The following is a 19371-nucleotide window of genomic DNA, read 5'->3' as shown; positions in this document are numbered from 1 at the left end:
ACCCGTGAGGATGCCGCACGTGCCGATTCGCGTTCTGCTCGCCGACGACCAGGCCCTGCTCCGCGGGACCTTCCGCCTGCTCATCGACGCACAGCCCGACATGGAGGTCGTCGCGGAGGCCGCCGACGGGCGGGAGGCGGCGCGGCTGGCCCGGGCCGAGCGCGCCGACGTCGTGGTGATGGACATCCGGATGCCCGGGGTCGACGGCATCGAGGGTACCCGGCTGATCGGGCGGGACGAGGACCTGGCCGGGGTGAAGGTGCTCGTGCTGACCACCTTCGAGGAGGACGACCTCGTGGTGGAGGCGCTGCGGGCCGGGGCCGCCGGCTTCCTGGGCAAGGGCGTCGAGCCGGACCGCCTCCTCGACGCCATCCGCCTCGTCGCCGCCGGGGAGGCCCTGCTGTCCGCCGCGGCGACCAGGGGCCTCATCGCCCGCGTCCTCGCCCAGCCCTCCCCCGGCGATCTCGTGGACCCCCGGCGGCTGGCCGCGCTGACTCCCCGCGAGCGCGAGGTGATGGCCCTGGTCGCCGCCGGTCTGTCCAACGACCAGATCGCGGAACGCCTGTTCGTCACGCCGGTCACCGCGAAGACGCACGCCAACCGGGCGATGACCAAGCTGGGCGCCCGCGACCGCGCCCAGCTCGTCGTCATCGCCTACGAGACGGGCCTGGTCCGCGCCGGGGAGACACCCGGGTGACGGCCGGGCGTCAGGACGGCCTCCCGTGCGAGGCCGCGGCGGCGCCCGGCAGTCCCTCGCAGGGGAATTCCGCCGTCCCGGTCCCCGCGGCCGCGAGGTGCAAGGCGCCGTCCGGGCCGCCGAGACGCAGTCGCCAGGGGTGCGGGCTGTCCGTCGTCACCCGGATCAGGCCCCCGTCACGACGCACGTCGAAGCGGGCGGTCTCCCCCGGCCCGTCCGGCCGGGGGATCACGACCGTGCGCCGGGCGCCGTCGGCGAAGGCGTGCACCCGCAGTTCGACGTCCTCGGCCCAGGCGGAGACCGGACGCCGGTCGTCGGCGGCCAGCGCGATCACCGAGTCGGGGCGGGCCAGCAGCGGCAGCGTGTGGAAGTCGTGCCGCTCGCGCACCCAGGCCGGGCCGGTGACGCGGGCGCCGGTCAGGACGTTCGTCCACACGCCCTCGGGCACGTGGTACTCGACCGTCCCGTCGTCGGTGAAGACGGGGGCGACGAGAAGGTCGTCGCCGAGCATGTACTGACGGTCGAGCAGGGCGGCGGTGGGGTCGTCGGGGAACTCCAGCAGCATGGCGCGCATGACCGGGACGCCGGTGGCGTGCGCCTGCTGTGCGGCGCGCTGGAGGTAGGGGGCGAGGCGGTGTTTGAGCAGGGTGAACTCACGGGTGACGTCGACGGCTTCCTCGCCGTAGTCCCAGGGGACGCGGTACGACGAGCTGCCGTGCAGACGGCTGTGCGAGGAGAGCAGGCCGAACTGCGTCCAGCGCTTGAAGACGGTCGGGGTGGGGGTGCCCTCGAAGCCGCCGATGTCGTGGCTCCAGAAGCCGAAGCCGGACAGGCCGAGGGAGAGCCCGCCGCGCAAGGACTCGGCCATGGCGCCGAAGTGCGAGTCGCAGTCGCCGCCCCAGTGCACGGGGTACTGCTGGCCGCCCGCGGTGGCGGAGCGGGCGAAGAGCAGCGCCTCGCCCTCGCCGCGCTCCTCGCGCAGCAGCTCGAACACCGCTCGGTTGTAGAGGTGGGTGTAGTAGTTGTGCATCCGCTCCGGGTCGGAGCCGTCGTGCCAGACGACGTCGGTGGGGACGCGCTCGCCGAAGTCGGTCTTGAAGCAGTCGACGCCCTGGTCGAGCAGGACCCGCAGCTTGCCGGTGTACCAGGCGCGCGCGGCGGGGTCGGTGAAGTCGACCAGGGCCATGCCGGGCTGCCACATGTCCCACTGCCACACGCTGCCGTCCGGCCGGCGCACGAGGTGGCCCGCGCGCCGGCCCTCCTCGAACAGCGGCGACTTCTGGGCGATGTAGGGGTTGATCCAGACGGACACCTTGAGACCGCGTTCCTTGAGCCGGGCCACCATGCCCGCCGGGTCGGGGAAGGTGCCGGGGTCCCAGTCGAAGTCGCACCACTGGTGGCCGCGCATCCAGAAGCAGTCGAAGTGGAAGACGCTCAGCGGGATCCCGCGTTCGGCCATGCCGTCGACGAAGCCGTTCACGGTGGCCTCGTCGTAGTCGGTGGTGAACGACGTGGTCAGCCACAGGCCGAGCGCCCAGGCCGGCGGCAGAGCCGGGCGGCCGGTGAGCGCGGTGTAGCGCTCCAGGATCTTCTTGGGGCTCGGGCCGTGGACGAGGAAGTACTCCAGCGACTGGTCCTCCACGCTGAACTGGACCTCGCCGACCGCCTCCGAGCCGATCTCGTAGCTCACCCGTCCCGGATGGTTGACGAAGACGCCGTAGCCGCGGTTCGTCAGGTGGAAGGGGACGTTCTTGTAGGCCTGTTCGCTGCTCGTCCCGCCGTCGGCCTGCCAGACGTCCACGCTCTGGCCGTTCTTGACGAAGGGGGTGAACCGCTCGCCCAGGCCGTACACCGCCTCGCCGACGCCCAGGGAAAGCCGGCCGACCATGTGGTGGCGGCCGTCGGCGTCGGTGACGAACCCGGAGCCCCGCTCACCCGAGGAGGTCAGCACCCTGCCGTCCGCGACGAAGTCCAGCCGCCACGGCTGCGAGGAGTCGACGCGCAGGGTCAGTTCACCGGAGGTCAGCTCCAGCAGCGGCCCGTCGCGGCGTACCTTGCCGACGCCCTCGTCGGCGAAGCGGGACCCGGACAGCGCGAACTCCGGTCCCCGGCGCACGGAGCCGGCGTGGTGGGTGGCGCGCACCCCGATGACGCCCTCGGCCGGAGACCAGCACTCCACGGTCAGCAGCGGGCTGTTGAGCGTGCCCCCACGGCCGGTGACGCGCCTGACCGGCGCGTACAGGGTCAGGCGGTCCGTGCCCACGTGCGCGTCCGCCACCTCGGCGGCGAAGCCCGGCGTGCGGCCCGGGCGCATCAGCCAGCGGCCGTCCGTGAACTTCATCGGGCGGGCTCCCCCGTTCGCACACGGCGTGCGGCGAGCGGACCCCGGCGCCTCAGGCTCGTGGCTGGGCGGGTGCGGGCCGGCGTCGTGCGGTGGGCGGCGAGCCGTGCACGCGGACCGGCGGCGGACGGGGACGGAAGGGCCACGAGGCTCACCCCTAACCAGGAGGATGCGACATTGTTGAAGCGCTTCGACGCTCCCACCGGTCGAGCAGGCCTGTCAATGACCAGGCCGGAGCGAACTTCCACCTGTGTCGCCCTCTTGTCTCTCCAGAGAGCTGTCATTAGCGTGGAGCGACCAGGTGAAGCGCTTCGACAAGGCGGAGAGAACCACCGCCCGGGCCCGCCACCGGCAGCCGGACGCCGCCCCGGGTGCGTCGGCGGGAACGCCGGGCCCTCGCCCGGCAACCGCACGCGACACCACCGCACGAGACGAAGGAATCGACCGCGTGTCAGACGAGTCGCAGACGGCCGCCGCCGTTCGCCCCGCCACGTTCGCCAACCCGGTGATCCCCGGATTCCACCCCGACCCCAGCGTGTGCCGCGTGGGCGACGACTACTACGTCGTCTGCTCCAGCTTCGAGTACTTCCCCGGCATCCCCGTGTTCCACAGCCGCGACCTGATCCACTGGACGCAGATCGGCAACGCCCTCGACCGGCCGGGCCAACTGCGGCTGACCGCCGAGGCGCGGTCCTCCGGCGGCATCTACGCCCCCACGCTGCGCCACCACGACGGCCGCTTCTGGCTGATCGTCACCCAGGTGTCCGGCGGCGGCAACATGCTGTTCACCGCCTCCGACCCGGCCGGGCCCTGGTCCGACCCGGTCCGGCTGCCCGGCGTCCACGGCATCGACCCGGACCTCGCGTGGGACGAGGACGGCGTCTGCTGGTGCACCGTCGCCGGGGTGTCCCAGGTGCGCATCGACCCGTACACCGGCGAGACGCTCGGCACGCCGCGCCGGCTCTGGTCGGGCGCGCCCGACGCCAAGGCCCCGGAGGCGCCGCACCTGTACCGGATCGGCGACTACTGGTACCTGCTCATCGCCGAGGGCGGCACCGAGCGCTGCCACGGTGTGTCGATCGCCCGCGGGCGCACGCCGGGCGGCCCGTTCGAACCGTGTCCGGCCAACCCGATCCTCACGCACCGCGGCACCGACCACCCCGTCCAGAACACCGGTCACGCGGACCTGGTCCAGGGGCCCGACGGCTCCTGGTGGATGGTGGTGCTCGGCGTCCGGCCGCGCGGCGGGACACCGGGCTGGCACGTGCTGGGCCGCGAGACCTTCCTCGCACCAGTCACCTGGGCGGACGACTGGCCGGTCGTCGCCGCGGTGACGTCCGAACTGCCCGCACCGCCCTGGCCGTTGGCGCCCGGGCCCGTCGAACCGGTCCGGGACGACTTCGACCGGAGCGAACTGCGGCCGCAGTGGATCTCGCTGCGCGACCGCCCGGCCGGGCACTGCACCACCGAGGAGCGGCCGGGCTGGCTCACCCTGCGTGCCCGGGGCGCCTCCCTGGACGACCCGGACGTCGTGTTCGTCGGCCGCCGCCAGCAGCATCTCGCCTGCCTGGCGCGCACCCGCGTCGACCCGGCCCAGGGGCGCGGCGGCCTCGCGGTCCGTCTGGACGAGCGCCACCACTACGAGATCGAGGCCCGGGACGGGGAGGTGCGTGTGCTCAGCCGCGTGGGACCGCTGCGCACCGCCGCGGCCTCCCGGTCCGTGCCCGCCGGGCCGGTGACCCTGGCCGTTCGCGTCACCGGCGCACCGCAGGAGGACTCCCGCAGCGGGCCCGACGTCCTCACGCTGGGCGTCGAGGATCCGCAGGGCACGTTCACCGCGCTAGCCGTCCTGGACGGCCGCTACCTGTCGACCGAGGTGGCCGGCGGCTTCACCGGCCGGGTCATCGGCCTGTACGCCGCGTCCGGCGACGTCCACTTCGACTGGTTCGACTACGAGCCGCTCCCCGCCTGAACCGAGCGCGGCGCACGGCCGCCGCGGCGCCGGCGGACACCGCGGCCGGCGGACACCGTTGCCGTCGCACCCGCGGGCCGAAGAAGGGCGTCACCGACCGGGGTTCACCCCGCGGACACCGTCCGGCAACCCCCCTCGGGCCCACTGGATCAGACCACGCGGTCACATCTTGATCTCCCTCGACGCAGCCGGCGACAGGAGGGGGTTACCGGCGGTACGTTCCCGCTGGCCCTCCCCCACTTCACAGGAGCTCCCCTTCATGCGCCGTCTTCTCACCTGTCTCGCGGCGACGGCCGCGGCCTGCACCGGATTCCTCGCGACCGCGTCCCCCGCCGCCGCGGCGGACCCGGCCGCAGGAACCTTCAGCACCCTCACCTACAACGTCGCGGGCCTGCCCGAGATCATCTCCAGCGCCTCGACGCCCCGCGACACCAGCACGACGGCCATCGGCCGGCGCATCGCCCCCTACGACATCGTGCACGTCGAAGAGGACTTCAACTACCACTCCTACCTCTACGCCGGTGACACCGCGCACCCCTACCGCACCCCCACCAGCGGCGGCGCGGGCATCGGCAGCGGACTCAACACCCTGTCCAAACTCCCCTACGACGCCGACGACTTCGAGCGCGTCCGCTGGAACTCCTGCCAGATCGACTCCGGCGACTGCCTCACCCCCAAGGGGTTCACCTTCCTGCGCCACCGCCTCGCCGAAGGCGTCTACGTCGACTTCTACAACCTGCACACCAACGCCGGCACCAACCCCGGCGACCTCGCCTCGCGCGCCGACAACCTCGATCAGCTCACCGCCTTCATCTCGACCCACTCCGCGGGCAACGCCGTCGTCGTCATGGGCGACACCAACACCCGCTACACCCGCAGCGGCGACACCATCGCCGAGTTCGCCGCCGCCAACCGCCTCACCGACGCCTGGGTCCAGCTCGTCCGCGGCGGCACCCCGCCCGCGAAGGGCTCCGACGCCCTCGTCTGCGACCAGAGCGGACCCACCGTCCCCGACACCTGCGAGGTCGTGGACAAGATCCTCTACCGCGGCAGCGCGGCGCTCTCCCTGCGGGCCACCGCCTACGCCAACGAGCACGCCAAGTTCCTCACCGACACCGGGCTCATGCTCTCCGACCACGACCCGGTCAGCGCCGGCTTCACCTGGACCAGCAACCCCGCCTACCGGCTCAGCGACCAGTTCGGCGGCCCCCACGGCGACTACTTCACCGACATCGACGCCGTACCCGCGGGCGCGGCCCCGGTGAGCCTGTCGCTGCGCAGCGGGTCCCGCGTCGACGGCGTCGGCGTGACGCTCGGCAACGGCCGGGTCCTCAGCCACGGCGGCACCGGCGGGACGGTGTCCACGCTGGCGCTCGGCAGCGGGGAGTACGTCACCACCGCCCAGCTCTGCCAGGGCCAGAAGAGCGGCCAGACCCGGATCTTCTACGCGAAGTTCACCACGAACCTCGGGCGGAGCCTGGCCGGCGGCACCGCCACCTCCGACTGCGTGACCCGCACCGCGCCCGCGGGCCGGCAGCTCGCCGGATTCCACGGCCGCGCCGCCGACGAACTGGACAAGGTGGGCTTCATCTACACCGAGCGCTGACCCCGGAGATCCCCCACCGGATCGCGCGGCGACGGCCCGAGGACCGTCGCCGCGTCGGAGCCCTCGTGCTCCGGGCTGGAAAGCTCCGGAATCGGGCGTTTCCCGGTCAGACGTTGACGCCGAAGTCCGCGGCGATGCCCGCGAGGCCGGAGGCGTAGCCCTGGCCGACGGCGCGGAACTTCCACTCGCCGCCGTTGCGGTAGAGCTCGCCGAACACCATGGCCGTCTCCGTCGAGGCGTCCTCGGACAGGTCGTAGCGGGCGATCTCGGCTCCGCCGGCCTGGTTGACGACCCGGATGAAGGCGTTGCGGACCTGGCCGAAGCTCTGGCCCCGGCTCTCGGCGTCGTGGATGGACACCGGGAAGACGATCCGGTCGACCTCGGCGGGTACGGCCGCGAGGTTCACCTTGACCGACTCGTCGTCGCCCTCGCCCTCGCCGGTCAGGTTGTCGCCGGTGTGCTCGACCGAACCGTCGGGGCTGGTCAGGTTGTTGTAGAAGACGAAGTGCCGGTCGGACAGGACCTTGCCGGACGCGTCCAGCAGCAGGGCGGAGGCGTCGAGGTCGTAGTCGGTGCCCGTCGTGGTGCGCACGTCCCACCCGAGGCCGACGAGGACCGCCGTCAGGCCCGGCGCCTCCTTGTTGAGCGAGACGTTGCCGCCCTTGGAAAGGGAAACTCCCACGGTGAACTCCTTCGTCGATGCGACAGGTCCGGACCGTCACGGCCGGCACCTGAAATCTACATCACTGTAGAAATCGATGAACGGCCGTCCGGGGCAGGCCGGTTGTCCCGTCCGGACCACCGCCCGCCGTGCACCCGGCCCAGCGCACGACGAACCCCGCCGGCCGACGGTCGACACGTCGGCGGCGGGGCGGTCGTGCGGTGCGCGGAACTCCTCGGAGCGGGCGCCGCGCGGGGGAGCGCGTGGCGCCGCGGTCCGTCACTGGGTGGTGAGCATTCCTTCCCGCAGGCGGGTCAGCATGCGGGTGATCAGACGGGAGACGTGCATCTGGGAGACGCCCAGACGCTCGCCGATCTCCTTCTGGGTCAGCTCCTCCACGAAACGCCAGTGGATGATCTGGCGGTCCCGGTCGTCGAGTTCGGCGATCATGGGCGCGAGGGCGTGGAAGTCCTCGACCAGGCCGAGAGCGGCGTCCTCGTTGCCGATGAAGTCCGCGAGCGCGGCCTCGCCGTCCTCGTTGCCGCTGATCGCGGCGTCCAGCGAGGCGGACCGGTAGCCGTTGGAGGCGAGCTGCGCGTCGACGACCTCCTCCTCGGGAAGGCTCATCAGCTCGGAGAGCTCCCGGGTGGTGGGCGTCCGGCCCAGGCGGCTGCGCAGTTCCTCGTTGGCGCGGGCCAGCTGGACGCGGGCCTCCTGAAGGCGTCGCGGCACGTGCACGGCCCAGGAGGTGTCGCGGAAGAAGCGCTTGATCTCGCCCACGATGTACGGCACCGCGAAGGAGGTGAACTCGACCTCGCGGGTGAGCTCGAACCGGTCGATCGCCTTGATCAGCCCGATCATGCCGACCTGGACGATGTCCTCCATCTCCTCCGGTCCACGGCTGCGGAAACGGCCGGCCGCGTAGCGGACGAGGGACATGTTCATCTCGATCAGCGTGTTACGGGCGTACTGGTACTCGGGGGTCCCCTCCTCCAGCACCGTGAGCTGGTCGAAGAACACCTTCGACAACTCCCGCGCGTCCTTCGGCGCCACCTTGGACGGGTCCGCGATCTCCGGAACCTCCACGGTCCGCACGGCAGCCGCCGCGGTCGTCGTCAACATGATGTGCCCCTCCCTGTCGCTCAGCTCGTTCTCGCCGGTCCCTGCTCCGGCAAGGACGCGCGTACCCCGGGTCCCGGCGGGCATGCCTGCTTCTTGCCCACCTTTTTTCGGGACCGGGGCCAGCGGTCGCCGGTCCCGTCCTTGCGTCCTTCCGCCGTTCCGCTCCCCGGCCCGCCGGTGCCACGGTCCTCCGGCGTTCCGGTCAGTCGTCGGTGTCTCCCTCGCTGCGGACGATCTCCTTCACCTTGGCCACGGCGAAGCCCCAGCCCTGCTCCACGGTCGGCTTGGCCGGAACGGCGATCTCGTCGGGGTTGGTGAGGACGTCCAGCAGCACGGGGCCGGGGGCCTCGAAGGCGCGGCGCACGGCGCTCTCCAGGTCGGCCGGGTCGGTGACGCGGATGCCCGTGATGCCCATGGCCTCGGCGACGGCCGCGAAGTCCGGGTTGTCCAGCACGGTGCCGAACTCGGGGAGGCCCGCCTGCTCCTGCTCCAGCTTCACCATGCCGAGCCGCCGGTTGTCGAAGACGACGAGCTTGACGGGCAGGCGGTGCGTCTTGAGCGTCATGAGGTCGCCGAGGAGCATGCTGAGCCCGCCGTCGCCGCAGAACGCCACCACCTGGCGGTCGCGGTCCAGGCACTGGGCGCCCAGGGCCTGGGGCATCGCGTTGGCCATGGAGCCGAGGTTGTAGGAGCCGATCAGCCGCCGCTCACCGCGCATCTCGACGAAGCGGGAGAGCCACACCGTGGCCATGCCGGTGTCGGAGGTGAAGACGGCGTCGTCGGCGGCGATCCGGTCCACGAGCGCGGCCAGCGCCTCCGGGCGGATGTCGTGGGCGCGGTTGTCCAGAGCCGAGCGGACGCGGCCCACCAGGCCCTTGTCGTGCGACGGGTCGGCCAGCCGGGCCTGTCCGGCGCGCCACTTGTCGAAGCGTTCGCGGGCCTTCTCCAGGTGCGAGCGGTCGCGCGCGCCCTCGGTCCCGGCGGGCGGGGCGTCGAGCCGGGCCAGGAGGTCGCGCACGGTGGCGCCGGTGTCGCCGACGAGCCCGACCTCGACAGGCACCCGGCGTCCGATGTGGGCGGCCTCGGTGTCCACCTGGATGACGGTCCGGCCCTCGGGATACCAGTCCCGGTAGGGGAAGTCGGTGCCGAGCATCAGGAGCGTGTCCGCGTCCTGGAGGGCCGACGCGGCCGCCGGGTTGCCGATCAGGCCCGTCTGTCCGACCTGGAAGGGGTTGGCGTCTCCCTCGAATCCGGCCTTGGCCTTCAGGGTCAGCACCATCGGTGCGGCGAGCCGGTCCGCGAGGGCCAGCACGTCCGCGCGTGCGCCGCGCGCGCCCTGTCCGACGAGCAGCGTGACGCGTTCGGCGCGGTCGAGGAGTTCCGCGGCCCGGTCCACGGCGGTCTCGTCGGGGCGGCTCAGGGGCGGGTTCAGGGAGAACCGCGTCGGACGGTCGGCGGTCAGCTCCCGCTCCCCCAGGTCGCCGGGGACGGTCAGGACCGCGACCCCCTTGCGGCCCAGGGCGTTGCGCACCGCCGTCTCCAGCATCTGCGGCAGCTGGTCGGGCGAGGTGACGGTGGCGCGGAAGACGGCCACGTCGCTGAAGAGGGCGTCGTTGTCGACCTCCTGGAAGTAGTCGCTGCCCAGTTCCGCGAGCGGCACCTGACCGGCGATCGCCAGCACCGGGGTACGGCTCTTCGCCGCGTCGTACAGCCCGTTGAGGAGGTGGACGGAGCCGGGGCCGACGGTGCCCATGCAGACGCCGAGCGTGTCGCCGAGCTGCGACTGGGCGCTCGCGGCGAACGCCGCGGCCTCCTCGTGCCGGCAGCCCACCCACTCCAGGCCCTCGGTGGTGCGGATGGCGTCGGTCACGGGGTTGAGCGCGTCTCCCACGACGCCGAAGACCTGGCGCACGCCGAGTTCGCTCAGTGCGTCCACGATGACACGGGCAACGGTACGGGCCACTTGGCACTCCAGTTCAGACGGTGAATCGGTCAGGGTCGGCGGCCTTCCAGTCGGCCGCCCAGGACAGCGGGGGCTCCGCGAGCAGCTGCCCCGGCTCCAGCCACTCGTACAGCTCCGCGTAGGAACGCTCGGTGTAGGGGTCGATGCGCCGCCGCAGCATGTGGGGGCGCAGCTGCGCGGGATCGGTGACGCCCATGGACGCCATGATCTGCAGGGCGCTGGCCACGGTGGCCTCCTGGAAGCGCTGGACGCGGGGCGTCTTGTCGCGGACGTCGAGGGCGCGGGCGCGGCGGGGGTCCTGGGTCGTGACGCCGGTGGGGCAGGTGTTGGTGTGGCAGCGCTGGGCCTGGATGCAGCCGACGGCGAACATCATGGCCCGTGCGGCGTTGCCGTAGTCGGCGCCCTGGACCATGCGTTTGACGAGATCGGTGCCGGTGGCGATCTTGCCGCTCGCGCCGACCTTGACGACGTCCCGCAGGCCGGTGCCGACCAGGGCGTTGTGCACCGTGAGGAGTCCCTCGGTGAGCGGGGCGCCGACGTGGTCGGCGAACTCCAGCGGCGCCGCGCCGGTACCGCCCTCGGCGCCGTCCACGATGACGAAGTCGGGCGTGACGCCCTCCTCCAGCATGGCCTTGCACACGGCGAGGAACTGCCGGCGCGACCCCACGCAGAGCTTGAACCCGGTCGGTTTGCCGTCGGCCAGTTCCCGCATGCGGGCGATGAAGCGCACGAGTTCGCGCGGGGTGGAGAAGACCCGGTGATACGGCGGCGAGACGACCGTCTGCCCCTGGGGGACGTCCCGGACCTCGGCGATCTCGGCGTTGACCTTGGCTCCGGGCAGGACCCCTCCGATGCCCGGCTTGGCGCCTTGCGACAGTTTCAGGGACACGCACTTGACGTGGTCGTGCGCGGCCTTGTCGGCGAACTCGGACGGGTCGAAGTCGCCGTCGCGGGTCCGGCAGCCGAAGTAGCCGGTGCCGATCTCCCAGACGATGTCGCCGCCGGGCCGCAGGTGGTACTCGGACAGTCCGCCCTCTCCGGTGTCGTGGGCGAAGCCTCCGGCCGCGGCCCCGCCGTTGAGGGCGAGGATCGCGTTGGCCGACAGCGATCCGAAGCTCATGGCCGACACGTTGAGCAGCGCCATGTCGTAGGGGCGGGTGCAGTCGGGGCCGCCGATGTGCACGCGCGGGGGTGTCTTCGGGGCCTCGCGGGGAGCCATCGACGGCACGAGGAACTCGTAGCCGGGCAGGTACACGTCGCGTTCGGTGCCGTACGGCTCCTCGGCGGCGGTGCCCTTCGCCCGCTCGTAGACGATGCTGCGCACGTCCCGGTCGAAGGGGCGCCCGTCGTAGTTCCGCTCGATGAAGTACTGCTGGAGCTCGGGCCTGATCCGCTCCATGAGGTAGCGGGCGTGTCCGAGGACGGGATAGTTGCGCAGCACCGAGTGGCGGCGCTGCACCAGGTCCCAGGCGCCCAGGAGCCCCAGCGACAGCAGCGGGACGGCGGCGAGGAGCCAGAAGAGCGAGAGCCAGGCCGAGGCCGCCACCGCCGCGAGGGCGGCGAGCAGGGTCACAAGAACGATTCCGACGCGTGTCACCTTTCGCACCTTGCCCGCCAGGCGTTTCCCATGCATGTCGCCGCCGCCCGAACGGCTCATGAAATGGTCAAGGAACGAGCGTGCCGCGGCACCGGAAACCGGCAGGTGGCGCGCGGTGGCCGGCGTCCCCTGCTCCGGAGGACGCCGGCGCCCGTCGCGTCAGGCGGCGGCCGCGGGGCCGGGGTTCTCGGCCTCGTCGAGCAGCAGCACGAGCGTCGCGCGGTCCCGAGCGACCCGTGAGCGGATCGTGCCGACCGGGCAGCCGCTCGCCTCGGCGGCCGCCTCATAGGGCAGCCCCCGCAGCTGGGTCAGGACGAACGCCTCCCGCCGCTCGGCGGGCAGCGCGTCCAGCAGGTCGAGCAGGGCGACGCCGTCGTCGAATCCGGGCAGGCCGCCGGGCTGGGCGCGGTCGGCGCAGGCCGTCCAGTCGTCCACGTCGGCCGGACGCGGCCGGGCGGCGGCGTGCCGCAGGCTGTCGACGACGGTGCGGCGCGCGATCGACAGCAGCCAGGTACGGGCCGACGAACGCCCCTCGAACCGGTGCAGGCTGCCCAGCGCCCTCAGGAAGGTGTCCTGGGCGAGGTCGTCGGCCAGTTGACGGTCGGCGCACAGATGGGTGACGTAGCGGACGACGTCCGGACGCAGGGCGCGCACGAAGCGTTCGACTGCGTCGGGATCGCCGGTGCGGGCGGCGAGGGCCCAGAGGGTCGCCGGGTCGCCGGGCGGATCCGTCGCGGCGGTCCGGTCCGCCGTCACGCGGGCGGCGTCGCGCTGCTCCGACGGCAGGGCGAGGACAGGAGTGATCACCTGAGGTCCTTCTCGGGGGGGGTCCGGGACCGAGACCGCGCGGCGCGCCACGCACGCGAGCGGGCATCCGGAGCACCGGGCACGTCACGCCGTCGCACCGGGCGCGCCGAAGAGGCCGGGAAGGCCGGGCGCGCGGTGGTGGAGGCGGCGCGCATGGTGCACGCGGTGCGGATGCTGCGCGCACGCGAGGGGACGCGTCGCTGCGGAGGTTCCGGAACGGGAGGAGTGGGACGGGCGTGCGCCGGGCACGCCCGCGCCCGAGGGGGCCGCGCTGCCGGCGATGCGGCGACGTGACGGCCTCGGGAAGCCGGCTGTCTCAGAGGACAGCGGTCGCGGCCGGAGGCCCCCGGGAGATGATCGTGTGTGTGAGCGTCAGCCGCGGGAGCGGCTCGGCCCGTTCGCGCGTCGGGCGCAGCGCGGGCCTGCGTGCCGGAACGGGCAAGGCCGCCAGGGGCAGCCGCAGCGGTGCGGCCAGCCGGGCGGCGACGGCCCGCAGGAGGCGGAACGCGGCCCGCTCGCCGTACGCCAGCCACAGACCGGTCAGCAGGGCGGCCACGGTGTGGGCGGCTAGCATGCCCAGCGACGACATGTGCTCACCGTGGGCCATGTGGCCGAGATGCCCCACGTACGCGGAGTGCGCCGCCTCCCCCGCGTTCCCCGTGTCCGCCATGTCCATCGGGTCGACGGGCATGGCGTCCATGGACATGCCGTCCATGGACGGCATGCCGCTCATGCCGCTCATGCCGTGCGCCGCGAGGCCCGGGGCGGGGCGCGATGCCGTCGGCAGGCCCCAGGAGAAGGCCGAGTGCAGCGCCCCCTGGGCGAGGACCACGACGGACACCACCGTCGCGGGCCCGCGTTCACGGTCGGCCAGGGCCCAGCCGACGGCGCTCGTGGCGGCGAAGCCCGCGGACACCGTCCACCACGGGACGGGAGATCCCGACATCAGGGTGTGGCCCAGGGCGGCGAGCAGCACGCAGACGGCGGCGAACACCGCGGCCCGCACCGTGCGCGCACCCCACCCAGCAGTCATGACCGCCTCATCCTCGCATCCGGCCACCGTCCTCACGGGTGGTACGCACGAGACCCGGTCCCGACACTCACGCCGAGGCGAGTGATACAGGCCACAGGTCCGATCATGGCGGAGCCGACGCCCGGATCCCGCCGACCGGACTATTGCGACCGGGTTCCCGCAGAGCGGCCGCGGACGACGGCGAAGGCAGCCGCGGCCAGCCCCAGGACCCCCGCCACCAGCCCGGCGACGCCGAAGCCGCGGGCGGTCGAGTCGTCGGCCGACGCAGAGGCCGACGCGGTGACCGAGGAGCCGCCGGAGCTCTTCACGTTCCCCGAAGCGGCCCCGGCGGCCTTCGCCGTCAGCTTGAGGACCGGGGCCGGGTTCTCCGGCTCCCCGCCGCCGGACTCGGCCTCCTCGATCCAGCGGACGGTCTTGCCGTCGGAGTAGGTCTGGAGGGTCTTGAAGGCGAGTTCGCCTGTGTCGTCGGGCAGTTGGCCGAAGGCCACATCGAAGTCCTCGAACTGCCCGGCGCCGATCTTCCCGCCGGTCCAGGTGATCTCGGAGACGGCGTCGGTGACGGAGCCGTCGTCGGTCTTGACCGGCGTCTTCAGCTTCGTGGTCGTGACCTTGGCGGTCCAGCCGTCCCGCGGCGAGACGAGCACGCCGAGCACGGGGTGGTCGGTCGGGAGGAAGACCTGCACCTTCGTGGTGGCGGCCGTGTTCTCCTCGTTCGGGACGCGGAACGTCAGCACGCCGTCCGTGGCTCCCCCGGCGTAGGCCTCGGGGTGCACGGTGACATGGGCGAAGGCGGCGCCCGCGGTGGTGAGGACCGTGGCGGAGGCGAGGACGAGGACGGCTCCGGCGCGGCGCAGTGCGGTGGTGGCGGTGGCAGCAGTGGTGGTGCGAGTCGTGGGCATGACTGAGTGGGTCTCCGTACTGACGGGAACTGAAGGGGACAAGGCACGACGGACGCGGGACGCGGGGCGAACGGGGACGCCCGGTGTCAGATCGCGTACGACGCCCCCGTCGGCGGTCCCCGTCGCTGTACGGCGTGCCGCAGCCGCGCCGGGCGCGGCGGCCGGGCCCGGCCGGCCGCGGGACGCACGCGACCCGGCGTCCTCGCCCCGCCGCGGAACCCCAGCACCAGGCGCCACCAGGCACCGAGCCCCGGCACCAGGGCGACCGCCCACCGCAGCAGCGACCACAACGCGGCCTCGCCGCGCTTCAGCCACCAGGTCAGCGCAAGGGCGGCGACGACGTGGGCGGCGGTCCCGTGGGGCGTCCCCGCGTGCGGGGCCAGTACGTGCGGGGACAGGGCGTGCGGGGACAGGGCGTGCGGCGACAGGGCGTGCAGGGCCGGTGCGTGCGAGGTCAGGGCGGGGGAGGCCGGTGCGTGAAGGGTGAGGGGGTGCGCGGCGGAGGGGGGCGTCCGCATGCCGTGCGCGACCATGCCGGAGTGCGGCCCGGCGGTGTGGAACGCCAGGTGCAGCGCGCCCTGAGTTGCCAGCATGGCCGCGCCGATGCCGGCGAGGGACCGCTCGCGGCCGCCCAGCAGGCACGCGCTCGCGAAGACCGGCACCACCGCGGCGGTCTGCACCCACGCCGTCGGTGCCGCACCGGTGGCCAGCGCGTGGCCTCCCGCCGCGAGCAGCACGCAGAGAACGGCGAACACCGCCGCCCGAAGGCTCCGCACGCCCATGGACGCACTCATGTCCGCCGATGGTGTCATGCCCGGGGAAGACCTCTTCACGCGCCTGCGCACGATCATCTCCGGCCTCGTTCCCCCTGGTCGCGCCCGTCCCCCTGCGCCCGTGTCCCTGCGTACGGGTCTTACGGGTCCTTACGGGTCGGACGCGCCAGCCGTTCAGCCCGCGTGCCCCGCGGGCTGACGGGAGCCGGGGGTCCCGGAACCCGGCCCGTGGCCGGAGGAGTGCACCGATCGCCGACTGGTTGCACGGCATCCGCTCCGTCCCTCTGCGGCATCCGCGGCATCGGCGTACGGCGTCGCCGTGGTGACGGTACGTCGACAGCGGAATGCGGCGCTTCCACTGCGCAGGGCGCCGCCGCCGTCGGCACGTTCCTCCTGGGCCTGTCCCCGCTGCCGTTCCTCTACAACGCGTGGCGGACCGCCATGCCAAGTACGGAAAGGAGCATCCGTTCGCAGGCCCCGGCCTTCGACCCGCACCACCCCTGGACCGCCGAGGCCGAACACCGGGAGAACGCCGGCCGACGCGACGCGGTGGACGCCGAGGGTCACAAGGACGGGCCCCGGCCATCCGCGCGCACGCGTAAGACCCCCGGGCGGCACCGGAGTTCGGGCGTCCGCCGGGGGACGGGTGGACGTGGTCCGGTGTCGGCGGAGACGTCGGGCGCGGGCGACCTCGTGCGCTGCCGGTCCGGGATTCTCGGGCCGGCAGCGCGATCGCGTCGAGGGTGGGGACGGCCGGCCCGGTCAGCCGGATCCGGGCTGGTTGCGGGCCTCGCCGGCCACCTGCCTGCCGGACTCGCGCGCCTGGTCGGTCACCTGCCCGGCCTGCTCACGGGCCTCGTCCTGCGTGACGCGGGCGGCTTCCGCGGCGCTGTCCTTGACCTCCTGGGCGGCGCCCTGCGCGGCTTCCACCGTGCCCTCCTTGAGGTGCTGCGCCGATTCGAGCGCGGCCTCCTTGACCGGTTCCAGCACCTCGCCGCCGCGGGCCATCAGGTCCGCCGCCTTCTGCTGCTCCGTCTCCGAGGTGGGCAGCAGCGAGGAGGCCAGCAGTCCGGTGCCGAACGCGATCAGTCCGGCGGCCAGCGGGTTGCCCTGGGTCCGGCGTATCGCCTCGTCGGGCGCCTGACGCATCGCCTCGCCCGCCTGACCGGCCGCCTCGCGCGCCGCGCCGGCCGCCTGCTGGGTGCCGTCCTGGAGCGAACCGGCCGCCGACTGGGCGCCGTCGGCGACGCCATGGGCGGTGTACGACGCCGTTCCCATGACCCGCTCACGCATGCCGGAGACGGCGCCGCGCATGATCCTCGTACGCCGGCGGACCACCCTTCGGGGACTGGCCCTGTCCGCGAGCCGGTCCACGTCGGCGGACAGCCGGCCCCGAGTGGCGTCGATCTCGGCCCTCATCCGGTCGGGTGACGTGCCCATTGCGCATTCTCCTTCATGGTCTCGACTGTGCGTTCCGGCTTGGGTGCCACCGTGCGCATGCGCGTCCTGCCCCGTTGGTACAGGACGGCTCCGATCACGCCCCAGACGGCGGCGACGATCAGGGCGGCCCAGCCTCCGTCGATCACGTTGGCCAGGCCGAGCACGGCGGCCAGCGACAGGAACAGCAGCACCATGTAGCCGGCGAACCCGGCGCCGCCGTACATGCCCGCGGCCTTGCCGGCCTTGGTCGCCTCCTGGGTGATCTCGGCCTTGGCCAGTTCGACCTCCTGGCGGAACAGGGTCTGGACGTCCGACGTCACGACGGACAGCAACTCGCCCACCGTGCGGTCGTCGGCGGACACGGCCGCCGGGCGGGAGGGAAGGGAGGACATCTCTCACACCCCCGGAACCGGACGACCGGGCGCGGCGCCCGTCGCGGAGGCGGTCGGGAGTGCGGCCGGCCTCGGCTCGTTCAATGCCGCCCGTTCGGATGCGGCGACGGCTCCCTGCCTCTGCGCCCCGAAGGCCCCGTCGCCCGGTGAAGCGCCGGACGGGGTGTCGGCCTTGGACGCCGCCTTCATCACGCGCCCCACGACCAGCCCGGCCAGCAGCGCGCCGCCCAGGAACGCCGCGGGGCGGCGGCGGGCGAAGCCCTGCACATCGGAGAGGACGCCTTCGACGCCCTGCTTCTCCAGATAGTCGGCCGCCCGGTGCCCGCCGTCCGCCGCCTGGGCGGCGAGGCTTCGGGCGGGAGAATCGCCCTGGGCGTTCTCGGCCAGGCCCGCCAGGTCGTCCGCCCAGCCGTGCAGCGTTCCGGCCGCCCGCCGGGTCTGTCCCTCGGCCTCGTCCATCGCGCGGTGACGCAGATCGGCGGCCACGGCCCCGGCCTGTTGCCGCGCCTCCCCCGCCACGGCCTTCGCCTGGTCCACGGCGGTACCCGCGACCTGGCCCGCGGCCTGCTGGGCCTGCCCGGCCGTGGCCGACGCCTCGGCCCGCGCCGTCTCACCGGTCTGCTGCAATCTGGTCGTGTCGCCCTGCACTGCCTCACTCATCAGCCACGCCTCCTCGCACATCCATACGGCTTTTCTGCTGATATGTACACGAGTGACTGATTTAGCCCTGTCTACACCCTCTATGGAACGGCAATTGTCGAAAGGCGGGCGGGCGCGTCCCGCCCCACCAGAAGCCCGCAACGCACCCCGTCGACCGGAATGACCGTCAACGGCCCGGCAGCGGGCGCGCGTCGGCCGGGGACGAGAGCCCGTCACAGGTCGTCGCGGTCACAGGTCGCGCGGTGACGTGCGGGCATGCCCGAGCGGGCACGGCACCGGACATTTTCCCGGTGTGACCGGCCGTCATCGGGGATACCTGCAGATCATGAGCGTGACGAGGACATTGCGGGAGACGGACCGGCGGCTGACCGGGCGGACCGCCTCCCGTGTTCCGGCCGGCTTCGGGAAGGTGCTGTCGGCCGTCGAGGAATGCGCGGAGAGTTCGAAGCTGTGGTGCTGCGCCGCCGTCGTGATGGCGGCGTGCAGCGGGCGGCGGGGGCGGCGGGCCGCCGCGGCGGGGCTGACGGCGCTCGCCGTCGCGCAGCTCGCCGCCAACGGTGTGTGCAAGCAGCTAGCCGACCGGCCTCGGCCGCCGAAGGAGCTGATCCCGCACGACGAGGTGGAGGACCGTCCCGACTCGTCGTCCTTCCCCTCCGGGCACACGGCCGCCGCCGTCGCCTTCACGGCGGCCGTCGCCCCCTCCCTGCCGGCGGCCGGCGCGTTGTGCGCGGTCCCGGCGGCGCTGGTCGCCGTCGAGCGGGTGCAGAGCGGCGCCCACTATCCGAGCGACGTCGTCGCGGGCGCCGTGATCGGGCTGGGCAGCGCCTGGCTGACGCGCAACGCGCCGCGGCTGGCGGTCACCCTCTGGGCCTCGTAGCCGGGCAGGCCCCGGGGTGCGTCAGGTCAGGGTGCGAGCCGCGGGAGTGCCGCTGCCGGGTGTCTCGGCGAGGGCGATGCGCGCCGTGATGCGCTTGCCGACCGCTTCCTGCTCGACGAAGAGGTCCTCGGTGACGGCCTTGACGATCTCCAGGCCGTGCTGGCCGATGCGTCCGGGGTTGGCGGCCCGCGCCGCCGGCACCGTGGGATCGCTGTCCCACACGACGACGTCCACGCAGCCCGCGGTGATGCGCAGTTCCATCAGGACCGGCCCGGGGGCGTACTTGCGGGCGTTGGTGACCAGCTCGCTGACCACCAGCTGGGTGAGATCCCTCACCCGGTCGGGCAGCGGCAGGCGAAGTTCGGCGTGGGCCCGGTCGAGGAAGGCCACGGCGTGGTGGCGGGCGTCGGCGATACAGCCGTCGTCCGCTCCCAGCGCATAGCCGGCCCGCATCAGGTACTCACCCGGACTGGTACAGCCGTCATCGTCGGCATGGGATTCCACGCGTTAGCCCTCACTCCCCCGTTCACG

17 protein-coding genes are annotated in these 19371 nt (G+C 73.1%); 4 read left to right on the top strand and 13 right to left on the bottom strand.

Annotated elements, in window-relative coordinates; translation table 11 throughout:
• Positions 1 to 19: 19 nt before the first annotated feature.
• The gene (locus tag ACGFSH_RS31755; protein ID WP_393354559.1) at positions 20 to 697 is read left to right on the top strand and encodes a response regulator; all 678 of its coding nucleotides are present in this window, start codon (positions 20 to 22) and stop codon (positions 695 to 697) included.
• A gap of 10 nt (positions 698 to 707) precedes the next feature.
• On the opposite strand, the gene yicI is transcribed toward ACGFSH_RS31755, so the two are convergent.
• Entirely contained in the window at positions 708 to 3038 is a 2331-nt protein-coding gene (yicI, locus tag ACGFSH_RS31750; RefSeq protein WP_393354557.1) for an alpha-xylosidase, read from the bottom strand.
• Positions 3039 to 3486: 448 nt separating this feature from the next.
• Between yicI and ACGFSH_RS31745 the strand changes: the two genes are divergently transcribed.
• Complete coding sequence (locus ACGFSH_RS31745; protein WP_393354555.1) at positions 3487 to 5010, top strand: glycoside hydrolase family 43 protein; 1524 nt, start codon at positions 3487 to 3489, stop codon at positions 5008 to 5010.
• Positions 5011 to 5269: 259 nt separating this feature from the next.
• On the top strand, positions 5270 to 6616 hold the full coding sequence (locus ACGFSH_RS31740) for a jacalin-like lectin (protein WP_393354553.1): 1347 nt from the start codon (positions 5270 to 5272) through the stop codon (positions 6614 to 6616).
• Between the two features lie 106 nt (positions 6617 to 6722).
• Here the strand turns inward: ACGFSH_RS31740 and ACGFSH_RS31735 are convergent, their stop codons facing one another.
• The 11 genes from ACGFSH_RS31735 to ACGFSH_RS31685 all read right to left on the bottom strand — a co-directional run bounded on the left by ACGFSH_RS31735 (position 6723) and on the right by ACGFSH_RS31685 (position 17963).
• Positions 6723 to 7298, bottom strand: coding sequence for a TerD family protein (locus ACGFSH_RS31735; protein WP_069773441.1), 576 nt, complete (start codon positions 7296 to 7298; stop codon positions 6723 to 6725).
• A 258-nt stretch (positions 7299 to 7556) separates the two neighbouring features.
• The gene (locus ACGFSH_RS31730; protein WP_393354552.1) at positions 7557 to 8399 is read right to left on the bottom strand and encodes an RNA polymerase sigma factor SigF; all 843 of its coding nucleotides are present in this window, start codon (positions 8397 to 8399) and stop codon (positions 7557 to 7559) included.
• 202 nt (positions 8400 to 8601) lie between these two features.
• Entirely contained in the window at positions 8602 to 10362 is a 1761-nt protein-coding gene (locus ACGFSH_RS31725) for a thiamine pyrophosphate-dependent enzyme (protein WP_393354550.1), read from the bottom strand.
• Positions 10363 to 10375: 13 nt separating this feature from the next.
• Positions 10376 to 11959, bottom strand: coding sequence for an FMN-binding glutamate synthase family protein (locus tag ACGFSH_RS31720; protein WP_393354548.1), 1584 nt, complete (start codon positions 11957 to 11959; stop codon positions 10376 to 10378).
• Positions 11960 to 12118: 159 nt separating this feature from the next.
• On the bottom strand, positions 12119 to 12766 hold the full coding sequence (locus ACGFSH_RS31715; RefSeq protein WP_393354546.1) for a sigma-70 family RNA polymerase sigma factor: 648 nt from the start codon (positions 12764 to 12766) through the stop codon (positions 12119 to 12121).
• Positions 12767 to 13082: 316 nt separating this feature from the next.
• Complete coding sequence (locus tag ACGFSH_RS31710) at positions 13083 to 13799, bottom strand: hypothetical protein (protein WP_393354544.1); 717 nt, start codon at positions 13797 to 13799, stop codon at positions 13083 to 13085.
• Positions 13800 to 13939: 140 nt separating this feature from the next.
• Positions 13940 to 14698 carry a YcnI family protein gene (locus tag ACGFSH_RS31705; RefSeq protein ID WP_393354542.1) on the bottom strand — a complete coding sequence of 253 codons (759 nt, stop codon included), beginning with the start codon at positions 14696 to 14698 and terminating at the stop codon, positions 13940 to 13942.
• A gap of 86 nt (positions 14699 to 14784) precedes the next feature.
• Positions 14785 to 15492, bottom strand: a complete 708-nt coding sequence (locus ACGFSH_RS31700) for a hypothetical protein (RefSeq protein WP_393354540.1) — start codon at positions 15490 to 15492, stop codon at positions 14785 to 14787.
• 741 nt (positions 15493 to 16233) lie between these two features.
• Positions 16234 to 16911 carry a DUF3618 domain-containing protein gene (locus ACGFSH_RS31695; RefSeq protein ID WP_393354538.1) on the bottom strand — a complete coding sequence of 226 codons (678 nt, stop codon included), beginning with the start codon at positions 16909 to 16911 and terminating at the stop codon, positions 16234 to 16236.
• Positions 16887 to 17303 (bottom strand): phage holin family protein, encoded by a 417-nt coding sequence (locus ACGFSH_RS31690; protein ID WP_393354536.1) that lies wholly within the window; start codon positions 17301 to 17303, stop codon positions 16887 to 16889. Before ACGFSH_RS31690 ends, ACGFSH_RS31695 begins: the two co-directional genes overlap by 25 nt.
• 3 nt (positions 17304 to 17306) lie before the next feature.
• Entirely contained in the window at positions 17307 to 17963 is a 657-nt protein-coding gene (locus tag ACGFSH_RS31685) for a hypothetical protein (protein WP_393354534.1), read from the bottom strand.
• 325 nt (positions 17964 to 18288) lie between these two features.
• Between ACGFSH_RS31685 and ACGFSH_RS31680 the strand changes: the two genes are divergently transcribed.
• Positions 18289 to 18840, top strand: a complete 552-nt coding sequence (locus ACGFSH_RS31680; protein WP_393354532.1) for a phosphatase PAP2 family protein — start codon at positions 18289 to 18291, stop codon at positions 18838 to 18840.
• A gap of 21 nt (positions 18841 to 18861) precedes the next feature.
• On the opposite strand, the gene ACGFSH_RS31675 is transcribed toward ACGFSH_RS31680, so the two are convergent.
• Complete coding sequence (locus ACGFSH_RS31675; protein ID WP_393354530.1) at positions 18862 to 19344, bottom strand: ATP-binding protein; 483 nt, start codon at positions 19342 to 19344, stop codon at positions 18862 to 18864.
• Between the last annotated feature and the right edge of the window lie 27 nt (positions 19345 to 19371).

It is taken from the genome of Streptomyces sp. NPDC048481 (assembly GCF_043200075.1).
In the GTDB taxonomy this organism is placed as follows: Bacteria; Actinomycetota; Actinomycetes; order Streptomycetales; family Streptomycetaceae; genus Streptomyces.
Note: the sequence above shows the minus strand (reverse complement) of the source record. Positions and strands in the feature narration are given on the sequence as shown.

Coding starts and splice junctions, on each gene's coding strand:
- yicI (WP_393354557.1), bottom strand. CDS start 3,038: ATGAAGTTCACGGACGGCCGCTGGCTGATGCGCCCGGGCCGCACGCCG.
- ACGFSH_RS31740 (WP_393354553.1), top strand. CDS start 5,270: ATGCGCCGTCTTCTCACCTGTCTCGCGGCGACGGCCGCGGCCTGCACC.
- ACGFSH_RS31730 (WP_393354552.1), bottom strand. CDS start 8,399: ATGTTGACGACGACCGCGGCGGCTGCCGTGCGGACCGTGGAGGTTCCG.
- ACGFSH_RS31710 (WP_393354544.1), bottom strand. CDS start 13,799: ATGACTGCTGGGTGGGGTGCGCGCACGGTGCGGGCCGCGGTGTTCGCC.
- ACGFSH_RS31705 (WP_393354542.1), bottom strand. CDS start 14,698: ATGCCCACGACTCGCACCACCACTGCTGCCACCGCCACCACCGCACTG.
- ACGFSH_RS31700 (WP_393354540.1), bottom strand. CDS start 15,492: ATGAGTGCGTCCATGGGCGTGCGGAGCCTTCGGGCGGCGGTGTTCGCC.
- ACGFSH_RS31695 (WP_393354538.1), bottom strand. CDS start 16,911: ATGGGCACGTCACCCGACCGGATGAGGGCCGAGATCGACGCCACTCGG.
- ACGFSH_RS31690 (WP_393354536.1), bottom strand. CDS start 17,303: ATGTCCTCCCTTCCCTCCCGCCCGGCGGCCGTGTCCGCCGACGACCGC.
- ACGFSH_RS31685 (WP_393354534.1), bottom strand. CDS start 17,963: ATGAGTGAGGCAGTGCAGGGCGACACGACCAGATTGCAGCAGACCGGT.
- ACGFSH_RS31680 (WP_393354532.1), top strand. CDS start 18,289: ATGAGCGTGACGAGGACATTGCGGGAGACGGACCGGCGGCTGACCGGG.